The following is a 15615-nucleotide window of genomic DNA, read 5'->3' as shown; positions in this document are numbered from 1 at the left end:
GCATTATTTTAGATTACCTACTAACTACGTAATTATAATTAAAAGGTTTATGAAACATTTGTCGCACCTTTATTTAATTGATTACAGTATTAATTTTAAAAAATTACGATAGTTTTAAAACTATTTCTCTCAAATTGCGTAAGTAATACGTAAAACTAGATACTACTTAAATGCTGTTTTACTTTTTAATAAATATGCATTAACTATTGCCATGATAAGTATAATAATACCAGCACATAACGAATTTGATAACCTGCAACGACTCTTTAAAGTTGCTTGTTTCATTGAACATGAAAGGCTCGTAGAAATTATAGTTGCAGTTTCTTCTGGTAATACTGATACTATAGACATATTAGAATGCAGTCAAAAAGTAAAAGTATTACACTGTAAAAATAAAGGTAGGGCGGCTCAAATGAATGAAGCCTCTCAAATTGCCTCAGGAAATACCTTTGTTTTTTTACATGCAGATGTAGTACCACCAATGGGGTTCATTGATGATATTTTAAATAGCTTACAGCATGGATATGATGCAGGGTTCTTTTCATACAAATTTGATAAGGATGTGTGGTACTTACGCGTAAATGCTTCGTTTACAGCTAAAGACGGATTATTTACCGGTGGCGGAGATCAGTGTCTGTTTATAAAAAAGGATGCTTTTAACCAATTAGGAAAGTTTGATGAAGAACAAGTTTTGATGGAAGATTTTGAGTTTTTCCGTAGGATGAAAAAAGAGAACGTACCCTATACCATCGTTAAAAATGACTTAATAGTATCTGCACGTAAATATGAGTCGAATTCGTATCTACGGGTAAACCTTTCTAACTTTCTTTTAGTCGTTCTTTTTAAATTCGGTTACCCGGGCAACAAACTAAAATCACTACATAATAAGCTGATACGCACCCCATACAATGGTTGAGATTATAAACGGAATTCAGCAAATTGGGATAGGCGTTCTCGATGTTAAAAAAGTATTTAATTGGTATAGAAAACATTTAAATTTTGATGTTTTATTGTTTGAAGATGAGGCGGTTGCATCATTAATGACAAAGTATACCAATGGTAAGGCAGAAAAACGAGAAGCGTACTTATCGTTAAATATGATTGGTGGCGGCGGATTAGAAATTTGGCAGTTCAAAAATCGAACTCCGACTGCTGCTATAAATCCAGTTAAATTCGGAGATTTAGGTATTTATGCAATGAAAATTAGATGTAATAATCTGATAGCAATGCATTCGTATTTGAGGGGATTAAAAGTGTCTGATTTATCGGATATCAATCAATCATTCTGTCCTAACTTTTACTTTACCGATCCTTTTGGTAACAGGGTTCAAATGGTTGAAGATCATTATGTTTTTTCTACACAAACCACTAAAAATGGTGGAGTACTTGGCGCTGTAATTGGCGTAAGTGACATGGAAACTGCTATGAAGTTTTATAGTACCATGTTAGGGTATACAACTGTAGCATATGATACCGTTGAAACTTCAGTTGAAAACTCTAAAAGTACATTTCGCAGCGTAATTATTTCACAAGAACGAAAGTCTGTTGGCGGATTCGGAGATCTTCTTGGTCCTACACAACTAGAGCTTATTCAGGTTTTAGATAGAACACCCGTTAAAATATTTAAAAATAGACTTTGGGGAGACTTGGGTTATATACACCTGTGTTTTGACATATCTGGTATGAGTTCCATTAGAGAAAAAGCAAAACTAAATGGTCATGCTTTTACGGTAGATAGCGCCAATAGTTTTGATATGGGAGATGCTGCCGGTCATTTTAGTTATATGGAAGATCCAGACGGTACATTAATAGAATTGGTAGAAACCCATAAAGTTCCTATTCTAAAATCATTAGGATTGTACTTAAATCTCAAAAATAGAAACCCACATAAAACCTTGCCAAAATGGTTGGTTAAAAGTTTAAGCTTGCATCGTGTAAAAAAGGACCGGTAATTACAGAGGTTATCGAATACTAACTCTTACTCGTATTTCTAATAAGTCCAATTCCAGAAAAGAAAAAGATAGCGCCTAATACACCATAAACAATAAGTTGTTTTGTGGTACCAGTGCTATTTCCAAATAAAATTGCAGTGTAAACAAGTCCGCCAATACCTAGTAAGGTTAAAACAGTTCCAAAAAGTTTCTTTAAATCCATGGTGGAAAAATAGTAAAAAAAATGGGCAGTTAATAAAAACTACCCATTATACTTTAAATTTTAATTTGTTATGAAGTCGCTACTACACCAAGTGTATATAGTTGCTCTAAGTTTGGCGATTCACTACCACCTGCCGGTTCTAATGTAATACCAAATGCTTCAGAATCATTAGGGTTGCTCAGTGCAAACACTTTGTTTTCATCCGTAGCAAAATCTTGTAGCAGACCCATACTGGTAGGGGTAAGCGGTGAAAGTTTTAAAGACCATACTTGGTACACAAAACCATCTGGTGGTTCAGGTAATCCTTTGGCGTCTATAAAAACTTTCTGATTCTCTTTATTCCAATACGCTTTAGCATAGGATGTTGGCGATACAGCTTGACCACCTAAAGAAGTTACACTAATATTTTTATCGCGTAATGTATTCAATAAATCTTGTGTCTGTTCTAATGAAGAGTCCGTGTCAGCTATTTGCTGCTCCAAATCAACATTTTGTTTTTCAACTACCTGAATATTAGACTTTAAATCTTCATTCTGTTGATACATCCAAAAAAGACCAACTGCAAGTAAAAGTGATGCCGCCCAACCAACGTAAGATAGAAGCGGTGTGCTACGTTTTTCGTTAATTGATACCACTTTAACCTCACCGTTTATTTTATCCATTAAAGATTTAAATGAATAGTTGTATCCTGGTGATGCTTTTTTAGATAACGCTAATATTGAAGCCTCAATCGCTTCTATTTCTTTCCGTATTTCTGGGTACTCTTTAGCGTAGTTGGCAATTTCCAGATTTTCTTTATCTGAAAGTATACCAGCTATATAAAGCTCTAAAATTCCTGATGCTATATACTTTTCTACATCCATACTACTTAACCTCCATATTCTCCCTTAATTGGGAAATGCAACTCCTATTCCTTGTTTTGACAGTACCTATCGGAATTTCCAATTCTTCTGCAGCATCTTTTTGAGTATATCCTCTAAAGTATAACAGTTCTATGATTTGAACACATTTTTCCTTTAAATTCTTAACTAGATCCCTCAACCCTTTGGTATCTATAGAAGAACTTTCTTCTTCCTGTCTGTTCTGTAAAATACCTACGAAGTAATCTGCGGAAAGGTTCTTTTTATCATTTTTATACGACCTACTGCGTATTTCGTCGATAGCCGCATTTCTGGCTATGTTCAAAATCCACGTAAAGAATCTCCCTTTAGAAGAGTTATAACTTTCGCAGTTGTTCCAAATTTTTATAAAAACGTCTTGACAAATTTCTTGAGATAAAGCGTCGTTTTTGACTATGGTATTAATTACGCCACAAATATTATCGGCATACATACCATATAACTTCTCGAAAGCTGAGGGGTCTTTCTTTTTAAATTGATCAACCAAAAGGTCTAATTGCATGAGTGCTTTTTTAAATCGGTTAAAAATAAAAAAAGCTGTTCTTAGAACAGCTTTTAAAAAAAATATTATTAACCCTATTCAATAATTCCGGCACAGCTAACACGTGCACCAGCAGCACCACTAGGTTGTGAAGTGTAATCATCTACACCTTGGTGTACAATTACTCCTTTTCCTAAAATGTTTTTGTTATCATCATCACATCCAATACACCATTCTTCCGTAGAGAATTCAACTTTTGCATTACCATCGGCATCTGCGGTAAAGTTTCCAATATCTCCTTTGTGGTATCCTTCAGAAGCGCCCCATTTACCATGTGGTTCGTTTGTTGGGTTCCAGTGACCTCCTGCAGAAGAACCATCAGCTGCAGTACAATCTGCAGTTTGGTGAATATGTATAGCATGTTCACCTTCAGTAAGTCCAGATAATACAGCAACCATATTTACTTCTTCATCTTCCTCGGTAAAAGTTACTTCACCTTTTACGTTACTATCACTTTTAGGCTCTAACATAAATTTCACGACAGTTTCCTCTTCGTTCATTTCAGTTTTAGCCTCATCCATAAGTTCTTCAACTTCTTCCTTTGCGTCAGAAGCTTCTTTTTTTACTTCTTTGCAGCTAAAAGCAACTAATATTGCCAGTAGTGCTAATTGCATTTTAAATATTTTCATGATGTTCTTATTTTATTATGAAATGTTAAATTAGACATTAAATAATGTAATATCAAACAGTTCCTTGAAATGAGCAATACTTTTAATTTTTAAGGATAAAAAAAATGAGGTACTGTTGGGCACCTCATTTTTTAATAGGAATAAAATCAATTTTATTATTTTGTAAATAGCACTTCTGCTTTTACAGCAACTTCGCTCCATGTTTTACTAACACCATCTTTACCGGTATGTAAAACTTCACAAGCTTTGTTAATAGAAGCAACGGCATCCATAGCATTCCAGTTTGCTAAATCCATAGTACCTGTGAAGGTAATTCTATCATCACCGTTCATTTCGTATGCAAGCGGAATGTTCTGTATTTCTCCGTTTAGACTAACATCAATAGAACTTTTATCACCTTCAACTTTAAAAACACCAGAAATTAGTTCAGTATCCTTCATAACACCAAAGAAAAACTCTAAAAGTTTAGGGTCTCTAGTTCCCGTTGGGTCATTGGTGAATAAACTACTAACGGGAATACTGAATTCAGTACCATTTAAAGCTTCCATGGCAGTTGCACCACTATTCGTCTTCCTAAAGTTTATTTTTTTGAACATTCCGCCAACAGGTAACTTTTCAGTTGTCTTGTAGGCTGTAAAGCTCACTTTTGTTGAATCTTGTACTAAACTGAAGGTTTCAACTGCTTCAGTTGAAGCATCTACGCTTGTAGATTCTTCACCTTTCTTAGTTTCTTTACAGCTTGCAAAAACAATCAATAATGCACTAACGAAAGTTATAGTTATTTTTTTCATGATAATGTAATTTGTTTATGGTATAAAGTTATTCTTTCTTTTTAAAAATACCTCGCAAATCAGTGTTATAAAATACCCCAACTTGTAATCGATCAAAATTAGTTTCGCTAAAATGATTTTTTAAGTAACCTACCTGCATGCTCAAATCTTCAGTAACATTAACACCTAGGGCTGCATAAGCACGGTTTTGACCAAAGGCATCATTTTGTAGGTTAATGAAAATTTCATCGTAGAAGTTTAGGAAGAAAATATCAGTTAGGGGCAAGGTCATTTGAATTCTATATCGAGCCCTATGTAATGTATTACTGATACCGGTAGCATTATTTTGAACAAAGCGTTGCTCTAAACGATAGCGATGCTCAAACTTAAATTCCCACACCTTATTTTTTAATATGAATTGCTCAAAAATACGATGCTCTGAAATGGAGTTATTGTCAAAAAAAACATCGCCACCAAGAATATCAAATTCTCTAAAAGTAGGATCAGTGTCTATAAAGCCGTATCCAAGAGTTGCAATAGCATCAGAATTAATATGATAATTAACTCCCGTACGCAGTAACAACTGATTGAAATTAGAAGCCATTTCATAATACCTAAATTGCGCTTCGGTATGTATACTCCATTTATCGGCAATCTTGTTGGTGCCAAAATACATGAACCAACTACCAAAATCGTCTTCTCCGGTTATTTCACTTTGAGCATTTGTACTAAAAATCGTTGTTGTTAATAATAGTAACGTAATAGCTTTCCTCATTCTTCGTCTTCTTAATTTACAATTTAATAATTATGGTTTACCCTTTATAGGTGTGTCATCTTCAATAGCTGTTCCTTTATCTTTCTTTAGATATTCATCTAAAAATTGTAGAACTCTACTATAGGCTTCAATTTGATTTTCTTTTTTAACGAAACCATGTCCCTCATCCTCAAACAGCACATACTCTACAGGTACACCGTTCTTTTTTACTCCGGCAACAATCTCATCAGATTCTACTTGTAGTACTCTAGGGTCTTGAGAACCTTGTAAAACAATTAAAGGCTTGGTTACTTTATCGGTATGGAAAAGAGGTGAAATTTCTTTTAAACGTACAGAATCTGCACTATAAGGATCACCTAATTCTAAGTAAAGCGCATCTTTAAAAGACTCCCACCATGGTGGTATACTTTTTAATGTTCTGATCCAATTGGTAACGCCAAAAAGATTTACACCAACGGCAAACTCTTCTGGGGTGTAGGTCAATGCTGCCATGGTCATATAACCACCATAAGAACCACCTATAATTCCTATTTTTTCTGCATCTATTTCTGGTTGTGCCGCAAGCCAATTTTTGCCTTCTACGCAATCTTTTAAATCTTTGTCGCCATGGTTTAGGTCATCCATTTGAAAGAATGTTTTACCATAGCCACTACTACCTCTGTTATTTACTGCTAAAACAGCATAACCATGGTTGGTTAAATATTGAATAAATGAACTAAAATTTTGACGACTCTGACCACCTGGTCCGCCATGAACCCAAACCAACGCTGGTACTTTAGCATCTGCACTTGCTTGATGAGGCTTGTAGTAAATAGCGGGAATTTCTACTCCGTCAAAAGACTTGTAGCGCACAACTTCAGCGGTAACAAGATCTTCTGTTTTAATTTCAGGATTTAAAACATCTGTCAATTGCTTCTGTTCTTTCGTTTCTAGGTTGTAGACATATAAGTTACTTGGCGTATGTGAACCTCCTGCGTAAAAACGCATCCATTTTTCGTCTTTTGAGAAATCTACATTAGTTATTGCCATAGATTTAAATGACGGTAAATCAATATTTTCCATAGTAGCTACATTCATAACTTCTATGGTGTTTTTTGCATCTTCATTGATATAAGTAACTAGGTAGGTGCCATTTTCGGTAAAGTAGCTACCCAAAATATCCCAATCACGGGTTAACACTGTATCGCTCGCGCCAGATGCAATGTTGTATTTCATAAGGTATGAAAACTCACTGCCTTCATCAGTGGTGTAATATAGTTCATCACCAGAGGGAGAAAAATCTTGACTGCTATTCGCCCTTTGCGTTTTATTAATCTTGATTTTCTTCTCTGTAGCAAGGTCTAAAAGGTATAAATCAGAATCGTTGGTGTTCAAAGACTTACTGAGCGTTAGATATTTTTCGTCTTTACTAAGGTTACCGATATCGTAACCTTCTTCATTCTTAAAAATTAATTTAGGAGAATAATCGAGAAAATCCATTTGATACAAATCCATGTATTTTGAATCTCGTTTATTAGAGGTAAAAAAGAAACTCTGGTTATCTTCTGCCCAACCATGAAAACTAGCCCTAGCACCTTTAGCGGGTGTAAGGTCTGTATGGCTACCATTTAAATTACGGATGTAGATATGGTATATTTCATCACCATTACCATCCATACTAAAAAGCATTCGCTCATCTCTTGGAAAATATGAAATAGCAAAAACAGAAGCACTATCAGATTGAGTTATTGGTGTTAACTCACCACCTTTGGCAGGAACAGTATACATGTTGTAAATACCCGATCTATTGCTTGAAACCAATAGTTTAGAATTATCATGATAAAAACTGCCGCCAGAAATAGCTTCATTATCCATCATTTGTTTAATGGTATACTTATCCGGTATTTTGGTGATTTCTATTTCCTTTTCTACTTCTTTTTGAACTTCTTTTTTTTCTGTACAACTCCAAATAAGGGATATTGCAAAACAAGCGAATAGTTTTTTCATAATTGATGTTTTAAATAAGCATACCTATAAAAATGAGAATTATTTCAAACTAAATGTATCTACTTCTTTAAATGGAGAAAGTTCAAGACTCTCCATAGTTGCCTTATATGATTTCCAATCTGTAGAAAAGAAAGTGTTAGTTTTATCTAAAGCACTTTCTATTTCATCTTTTGCAAATTCCATTAGTTGCTTCTCTGTAGCAGTCATACCAGCTTTACGTGAGCCTACATAGCCACGTGCTATTTGTAAACGTTGCATTACGGTCATTTCTTTATTACGTGTAATACCTTGTCGCTTGTCAACTTTACCTAAATATAATGCAGTAACAGAATCTATTTGCTTCACTATTTTTTTAGAAGCATCAATTTGCTCCTTGAACATTTTCTTGTCTTTCTTATTCAAGTCTTTTTGCAATTTTTCAGCAGCTTCTTTACTCTCTGCTAATTGCTGAACAGCATCGGCAGCTTTTTGCATGTAAGATTCTAAAACTTTACCATTAGCATACGCTTCATCGATACCAGCAGTAGAAACTTCTAAACGAGGATCAGATTTTACGGTAATCTTAGTTTCTTCCTCTAAATCACCATAAAGCATTTTCACGGTATAAGTACCTGGTTTTACATCTAATCCACCAGATTCTTTCTTTTTAGTTTGTACTTTTCTAGAAGGTCTGTCGGCTCCTTTTTCATCCATTCCCCAGTAAATTCTATGGAATCCGGCTTTTTCTGGAGTCTTGTATTTTAAAGTACGAATTAATCTGTCACCATCATAAAAATCGAACTGAACAGAATCTTTCTTTTGTACACCAGTTAATTCAACTGCTTCTGATTTTTCCTCAGAATCATCTTCTTTTTCTTTTGAAGAAGGCTTCTCTTTTTTGGCATCCTTTTTACCTTCTTTTAAATAATAGGTAATCATTGCGCCAGACTTTCTGTTTTCACCTTGGTAAAGTCCATCACCACCAAAACGACTTCCCGTTGGTTGTTGATATGAAGCTTGATATGCCGTTGGCGGAGTAAATAATTCTATTTCTTTATTAAGAATTGATGCATCTGAAGCTAAAGCACGCAACGGACGAATATCATCTAATACCCATGCAGCTCTACCGAATGTACCAATTACCAAATCATGTTCTCTTGGGTGAATGGCTAAATCTTTGGTAGAAACCGTAGGGAAACCTTCGGTCCATTTTTGCCATTTTTCACCTGCATTGAAAGAAATATATAATCCGTCATCGGTACCTAAAAACACCAAGTTAGGATTCTCTGGATCTTCGATAATAGATAGCGCATAACTTTCTACATCTGTAGCGTCTACAATTCTTGTCCAAGATTTACCGTAATCTTTTGTACGGTATGCATATGGTGTGTAGTTGAATCTTCTGTAATCATTGGCAATTAATAGCGCTTCACCTTTATTACGTGTAGATGCTTTTATTTGCGGAATCCAGCTTCCTTTTGGTAAACCTTTAATATTACCGGTTACTTCTGTCCAAGTTCCACCTCCGTTTTGGGTGTAATGCACACGACCATCATCAGAACCAGACCAAAGCATATCTTTCTCCACTGCAGAAGGTTCAATAACCAATATGGTAGTATGGTTTTCAGCACCTGTAGCATCCATAGACAATCCGCCGCTTTCGCTTTGTTTTTGTTTTTCTGGATCGTTGGTAGTTAAATCCGGAGAAATTACCTTCCATGTTAATCCTTTATCCGTGCTTTTATGAACAAACTGACTACCAAAATAGATGGTGCTATTATCAAAAGGATCTTGGTTAATAGCCGAGTTCCAGTTAAAACGTAGTTCTGTAGTTGCGTCTGGTGGAGTAGGGCGCACAATGTAATTATCGCCTGTTTCATGATCAAAACGTTGTACGTAACCTTGTTGACTCATAGTATATCCATATCTAGAATCTACAGGGTCGGGAACAACATCAAAACCATCACCAAAACTAATTTCTTGCCAATAACTATTACGAATTCCTTGAGCTTTCCAAACATAGGCAGGACCTCTCCAAGAACCGTTGTCCTGCATACCACCGTATACATTATAAGGGTACTCGTTATCCGTTGCAATATGATAAAATTGCGCTACAGGTAGATTACCTACAAAGCGCCAAGTTTTTCCTCCGTCTTTAGAAATATTTAATCCACCGTCATTACCGTCCATCATAAACTGTCCGTTATCTGGGTGAATCCAAAATGCGTGGTGATCAGGGTGTACTCCATTATCTGCGCGGTATGCCGGCATTAATTGTTCAAAGTTTTTTCCACCGTCTTGCGAAACGTTCACGTAAGTAAATACAGAAAACACTCTATTTTCATTTTCAGGATCTACATAAATTTCAGAATAGTAAAAAGGTCTATTTCCAATATCATCTTTTTCATTGATTTTTTTCCACTTAAATCCGCCATCTTCAGATTTGTATAGCGCATTCTTTTTAGCTTCTACCAATGCATAAATAACATCTGGTTTGCCAGGAGCAATAGCCACACCAATTCTACCTAAGTCACCAGCAGGCAATCCATCTTCTTCAGATAATTTCTTCCAATTCTTACCGCCATCATGTGTTATGTACAAGCCACTACCAGAACCACCAGAGTTAAAAAACCAAGGATCACGCTTGTGTTCCCACATTGCTGCAATTAATTTGTTAGGGTTGGTCGGATCCATAATAAGGTCTGCAACACCTGTTTTATTATTTACAAAAAGAACTTTCTCCCAAGTTTCGCCACCATCTGTAGTTTTAAAAACACCACGTTCTGGGTGTTCGCCCCAAGGAGAACCAATAGCACCTACATATACGGTATTAGGGTTCATTGGGTCAATCTTAATTCTATGAATGTGTCTTGTTTTTTCAAGACCCATAGATTTCCAAGTTTTTCCGCCGTCTAGAGATTTGTATACTCCGTACCCACCATTTAAACTATTTCTAGGATTACCTTCACCTGTACCTGCCCAAATAACAGACGGATTACTTTGTTGAATAGCAACTGCACCAATAGAGGCAGTAACCTCTTTATCAAAAATAGGATCCCATTTTATGCCGCCAGATGTAGATTTCCATAAGCCACCAGAAGCGGTACCTACATACATTATATCAGGATTTGAGTTGACAACATCAATGCTAGTAACACGACCGCTCATACCACCGGGACCTATGTTACGGGGTTTCATGTCCTGTACCAGGTCCATTTTAAATTCTTGAGCTGTAACGAAAAAAGATGCAAAAAGCATCAACAGGGAGAGTAATCTTCTTGTCATTGTAGTGGTTTGTTAGTTATGTGCCTAAAAATAAATGAAAAGAAAGGTAAGTATTCTTAAAAGGATGTTAACAGTGGTTGGTTTTGTATAATCGGTAATTAATTAACATTTGATGGATTCAGTTTTCAGTTGGTAGTAATAGTTTTCAGTATGCAGTTTTTTATTCCTCATTGCGAGGAGCTTTTCGCGACGTGGCAATCTGTTGAATTTATGTTCCTAAGTTCTCGATTGCGCTCGAAAAGACAAATTGATTCATGATCACTGAGCGAAGCCGAAGTGATAATTTAGATTGTGTTGAGCGTTAGTATTCAGTTTAAAGTATCAGTTGGCAGTGCCAGTTTTCAGTGTGCAGTTTTTTATTCGTTGGAGTTTTATGTTCCTAAGTTCTCGATTGCGCTCGAAAAGACAAATTGATTCATGATCACTGAGCGAAGCCGAAGTGAAAACCAACAACCATCAACGAACTTGAAAAATTCCAAACAATTCATTACCCTGTCTTGGTGGAATAGAATTATAGCACTGATCGAAATTGATCGTTTTGAAATATGGTGATAAGTATTTGGTATACAGTTCTTTGTTTCCTCCAAAAGGGCGTTTAATCATATCGCCAGTTAATGGAATATCAAACCAAAGTCCCACTAATTTTCCATTCTGTTTTAATAGGCCTGCCATGTGCTTAGCGTACGCATTTCTATTAGCATCTGTAGGTACAAAAGAGCAGAAAAAAGTTTGTTCTATTACTAAATCGTACTGACCTTTAAACTCGAAGAAATCCGCTTGGTGCATATTCGAATCGGGGAAATCGGGATTCCTTTTTTTGAATGCCTTTAATGGAACTTCAGAAATATCTAAAATATGTACATTTTTAAATCCCGCTTTCCAAAGGTATTCGGCTTCATAGGCATTTCCGGCACCAGGTATCAAGATTTGTAACGCCTTATCTTGTAGTTGGTCAACATAAGTTTTTATTGGGGTAGAAGGGTAGCCAATATCCCAACCCGTCTTTTTTTCTACGTAGCGTTCTGTCCAATAATTTTCTTCTTCTTTCAAGATAATTGCGTGTTTTGTACTCTAGTAAATACCCCGGGGCAAGTCCGCGAGACATTGAATTGAAAATATAATTTATATTTCGACGCAAGCGTCGGAGTATTTAAATCTCGATTATCGAGTAAAATTAAACAGATTTGGTGAGTTTTTGCAAAGTATGTAAAATTCAATACCATTGATCACTCATGGATTGTGGTAAACAAATCAAATCCCTATCTTTCTAACCGACTAAATACCAACTAGAAAACGTATGAAATATTCTTTTTTAACTGCAGTGGCGGTATGCCTAACTTATGTGTGTTCAGCACAAACAAATCCGAAATGGGCACGTTACCCCGCTATCTCACCAGATGGAAATACCATTGCATTTACCTATAAAGGAAACTTATTTACCGTACCTGCAGATGGTGGTGTAGCAAAGCAATTAACCTATCATTCGGCACATGACTATGCACCTGTTTGGAGTAAAAACGGTGAGAAAATCGCGTTTTCATCTAACCGATATGGCAATTTTGATGTGTATATAATGGATGCCAAAGGCGGAGAGTCAACACGGCTAACTTATCACAGTAATGATGAAAAACCATTTAGTTTTTCTGCCGATGATTCAGATGTACTATTTGGTGCAGATCGATTAGATATAGCCCAGCATCGACAGTATCCAACAGATGATCAACCAGAGCTATATAGCGTACCTGTAATTGGTGGTCGTGTAGGTCAATTGTTGACAGTGCCTGCGGAAGACGTACAAGTAAATGCCGATGGTACAAAAATGGTGTATCACGATAAAAAGGGATATGAAGACGAGTTTAGAAAGCATCATACATCTGCCATAACTAGGGATATTTGGTCGTATGACCCATCCACCGGAAAACATAAACAACTTACCACTTTTAAAGGGGAAGATCGTAATCCGGTATTTTCTAAAGATGGCAGTGCCATTTATTACCTAAGCGAGCAAGAAGGTTCTTTTAATGTTTTTACAATGACCGCCGAAGGTGATGCTGAGAATAAGAAGCTTACCGATTTTAAAACGCATCCGGTACGGTCATTAAGTATTGGTAATAACAAATTGGCATTTGGTTACGATGGTGAGATTTATACACTTTCAGAAGAGGAAACAGCCAAGAAAGTTGATATTATCGTTAGAACACAAGAAGACAGTAATCCTATAAAATATGTATCTGTAAACGGTGGTGTTCAAGAAATGGATGTTGCACCTAATGGTAAAGAAATCGCTTTTATAAGTAGGGGCGAAGTCTTTGTAACATCGGTAGATGGTTCGTTGACAAAACGTATCACCAATACCCCAGAACAAGAACGTTTTGTGAAGTTTATGCCCGATGGTAAATCTGTCGCATACTCTAGTGAACGCAATGGTAAATGGAGTATTTTTAAATCTTCTAAAGTCCGAAAAGAAGAACCTTATTTCTTTGCGGCAACGTTATTCAAAGAAGATACATTAGTCACTTCAAAAGAAGATATTTATCTGCCCGAATTCTCACCAGATAGCACCTATGTTGCCTATGTAGAAGGTAGAAGAACGATAAAGGTGAAGAACTTAAAGACGAAAGAAATAACCACAATAATGACGCCAGACAATGTAATTCACATGAGAGATGGTGATCAGTATTTTCAGTGGAGTCCAGATAGTAAATGGCTGTTGGTAGATTGGAGTGTTTCGTTGAATAATACCGAGTTGCTTTTGGTTTCTAAAGACGGAAAACAGCGCAAAAACTTGACCCAAAGTGGGTATTACGATTTTTCACCTAAATGGGTAAACGATGGTAGTCAGATTATCTACTTCTCGAATCGTGACGGACTCAAAAGTTACGCGACCAGTGGTTCTTTTGAAACAGATGTGTATACCATGTTCTTGAACCAAGAGTCTTGGGATAAGTTCAATAATACAAAAGAGGAATACGATTTGTTGAAAATGATAGAAGAGGCTGCCAAAGAAAAAAAGGACGAAGCCAAATCTGATGATAAAAAGAAGAAAGACGATAAAAAGGAAGAAGCAGCAGTAAAAACCTTAAAATTCGATTTGGAAGATGTAGAACGCAGAAAAGCGCGTTTAACCATACACTCCTCTAAACTTTCAGATGGCGTACTTTCTAAAGACGGAGAAAAACTGTATTACCTAACCAAATTTGAAAAAGGATTGAACCTTTGGGAAACCGAAATACGTACTAAAAGCACCAAAATGCTTATAGCCTTAGATGCGAAATCGGGAAGTTTACAGTGGGATGCCAAGAAAGAGCAACTGTTCTTATTATCCGACGGTAGCATATCTAAAGTTGATGTAGCCACTAGTAAGACAGAACCGGTAAAAGTAAAGGCAGAAATGGTTTTAGATGCCGATGCTGAGCGCAAGTATATGTTTAATCATATTTGGTTGCGAACCAACGGTATTTTCTATACCTCAAATTTTCACGGAATAGACTGGGCAGCCATGCGTACGGAATACGAAAAGTATTTGCCACATATTGGTAATGACTTTGAATTTGCAGAAATGATTTCTGAAATGCTGGGTGAGCTAAATGTGAGTCACGCTGGAGGTCGTTTTTCAGATGGTATCGCTAACGGAGATGAAACAGCTTCGCTAGGTATCTTTATGGATTACAATTATAAAGGAGACGGAATTAAAATTACAGAAGTTATAAAAGGCGGACCATTAGATAAATCTGGATTCGATATAAAACCCGGTACAGTAATTGAAAAAATTAATGGGGAAACTATTGGTACGTCAATGGATGCAGCCTATTATTTAAACCGTTTAGAGGGTAATTTCACCTTATTAGATGTGCTGGATGATAAAGGAAAAAGAAAGCAAATTACCGTGAAGCCTATTTCTTTAAGAACAGAAGGTGGGTTGTTATATGAGCGTTGGGTGAAGAATAATGAAAAGGAAGTACTGGAAAAGAGTAACGGTACCTTGGGCTATGTACACATACCAGGAATGAGCGACGGACCTTACCGTACCATCTACGAGGAAATGTTAGGTAAGTTCAATGATAAGAAAGGAGTTATTGTAGATACCCGGTTTAATGGCGGTGGAGACTTGGTAGCAGATTTGGCAATGTTCTTTACAGGAGTACCTTTTTTATCTTATGAGACCGAAGCTAGGGTAGTAGGTGGTGAACCAACTTCTAGGTGGACGAAACCAACCTTGGCAATGTTCAATGAATCTATGTACAGTGATGGCTCTTGTTTTGCTAGTGGCTATACCGATTTAAAAATTGGTAAAACCGTAGGTATGCCCGTACCAGGTACCTGTAGTTTTGCTGGTTGGGAACGTTTGCCAAACGGTGGCGTTTGGGGTGTTGTACCTGTTAGTGCTAAAAACAAAGCAGGTGAGTGGATGGAAAATAATGAAACCAACCCAGAAATTATCATTAAAAATCAGCCAGAAGTAATTGCAAAAGGTACTGATCAACAATTAGAAAAGTCTATTGAAGTGTTGATGAAAGAGGTGGAGTAACACTATAATTTAGTAAATAAGAGATAATTAGGATTGTACTTATATTTTTACATTTAGGGATATGTACAA

At 36.3% G+C, this 15615-nt stretch carries 12 protein-coding genes; 3 read left to right on the top strand and 9 right to left on the bottom strand.

Going from position 1 to position 15615, the window contains the following annotated elements:
• Positions 1-211: 211 nt before the first annotated feature.
• Both BUC31_RS13605 and BUC31_RS13600 read left to right on the top strand, forming a co-directional pair.
• Positions 212-916 carry a glycosyltransferase gene (locus tag BUC31_RS13605; RefSeq protein WP_073245046.1) on the top strand — a complete coding sequence of 235 codons (705 nt, stop codon included), beginning with the start codon at positions 212-214 and terminating at the stop codon, positions 914-916.
• Positions 909-1952 (top strand): VOC family protein, encoded by a 1044-nt coding sequence (locus BUC31_RS13600; protein ID WP_073245045.1) that lies wholly within the window; start codon positions 909-911, stop codon positions 1950-1952. The genes BUC31_RS13605 and BUC31_RS13600 overlap by 8 nt, the downstream gene beginning before the upstream one ends.
• A gap of 19 nt (positions 1953-1971) precedes the next feature.
• Here the strand turns inward: BUC31_RS13600 and BUC31_RS13595 are convergent, their stop codons facing one another.
• The 9 genes from BUC31_RS13595 to BUC31_RS13555 form a co-directional block, all read right to left on the bottom strand.
• Positions 1972-2154, bottom strand: a complete 183-nt coding sequence (locus tag BUC31_RS13595) for a hypothetical protein (protein WP_073245044.1) — start codon at positions 2152-2154, stop codon at positions 1972-1974.
• Positions 2155-2222: 68 nt separating this feature from the next.
• A complete protein-coding gene (locus tag BUC31_RS13590) occupies positions 2223-3017 on the bottom strand; it encodes an anti-sigma factor (protein ID WP_073245043.1) in 795 nt (264 codons plus the stop codon).
• A gap of 1 nt (position 3018) precedes the next feature.
• Positions 3019-3555, bottom strand: a complete 537-nt coding sequence (locus BUC31_RS13585) for an RNA polymerase sigma factor (protein ID WP_073245042.1) — start codon at positions 3553-3555, stop codon at positions 3019-3021.
• 74 nt (positions 3556-3629) lie between these two features.
• Complete coding sequence (locus tag BUC31_RS13580; protein WP_073245041.1) at positions 3630-4223, bottom strand: superoxide dismutase family protein; 594 nt, start codon at positions 4221-4223, stop codon at positions 3630-3632.
• A gap of 155 nt (positions 4224-4378) precedes the next feature.
• Complete coding sequence (locus BUC31_RS13575; RefSeq protein WP_073245040.1) at positions 4379-5014, bottom strand: hypothetical protein; 636 nt, start codon at positions 5012-5014, stop codon at positions 4379-4381.
• Between the two features lie 28 nt (positions 5015-5042).
• The gene (locus BUC31_RS13570; protein ID WP_073245032.1) at positions 5043-5768 is read right to left on the bottom strand and encodes a DUF2490 domain-containing protein; all 726 of its coding nucleotides are present in this window, start codon (positions 5766-5768) and stop codon (positions 5043-5045) included.
• A 30-nt stretch (positions 5769-5798) separates the two neighbouring features.
• Complete coding sequence (locus BUC31_RS13565) at positions 5799-7754, bottom strand: S9 family peptidase (RefSeq protein WP_073245030.1); 1956 nt, start codon at positions 7752-7754, stop codon at positions 5799-5801.
• 39 nt (positions 7755-7793) lie between these two features.
• Entirely contained in the window at positions 7794-11018 is a 3225-nt protein-coding gene (locus tag BUC31_RS13560) for a VPS10 domain-containing protein (RefSeq protein WP_073245028.1), read from the bottom strand.
• Positions 11019-11474: 456 nt separating this feature from the next.
• Complete coding sequence (locus BUC31_RS13555; protein WP_073245026.1) at positions 11475-12068, bottom strand: methyltransferase domain-containing protein; 594 nt, start codon at positions 12066-12068, stop codon at positions 11475-11477.
• A 247-nt stretch (positions 12069-12315) separates the two neighbouring features.
• Between BUC31_RS13555 and BUC31_RS13550 the strand changes: the two genes are divergently transcribed.
• Positions 12316-15546 (top strand): S41 family peptidase, encoded by a 3231-nt coding sequence (locus tag BUC31_RS13550; RefSeq protein ID WP_073245024.1) that lies wholly within the window; start codon positions 12316-12318, stop codon positions 15544-15546.
• The last annotated feature ends 69 nt before the right edge of the window (positions 15547-15615 follow it).

It is taken from the genome of Maribacter aquivivus (assembly GCF_900142175.1).
Classification (GTDB): Bacteria; Bacteroidota; Bacteroidia; order Flavobacteriales; family Flavobacteriaceae; genus Maribacter; species Maribacter aquivivus.
This window is presented reverse-complemented; position numbering and strand designations above follow the sequence as displayed.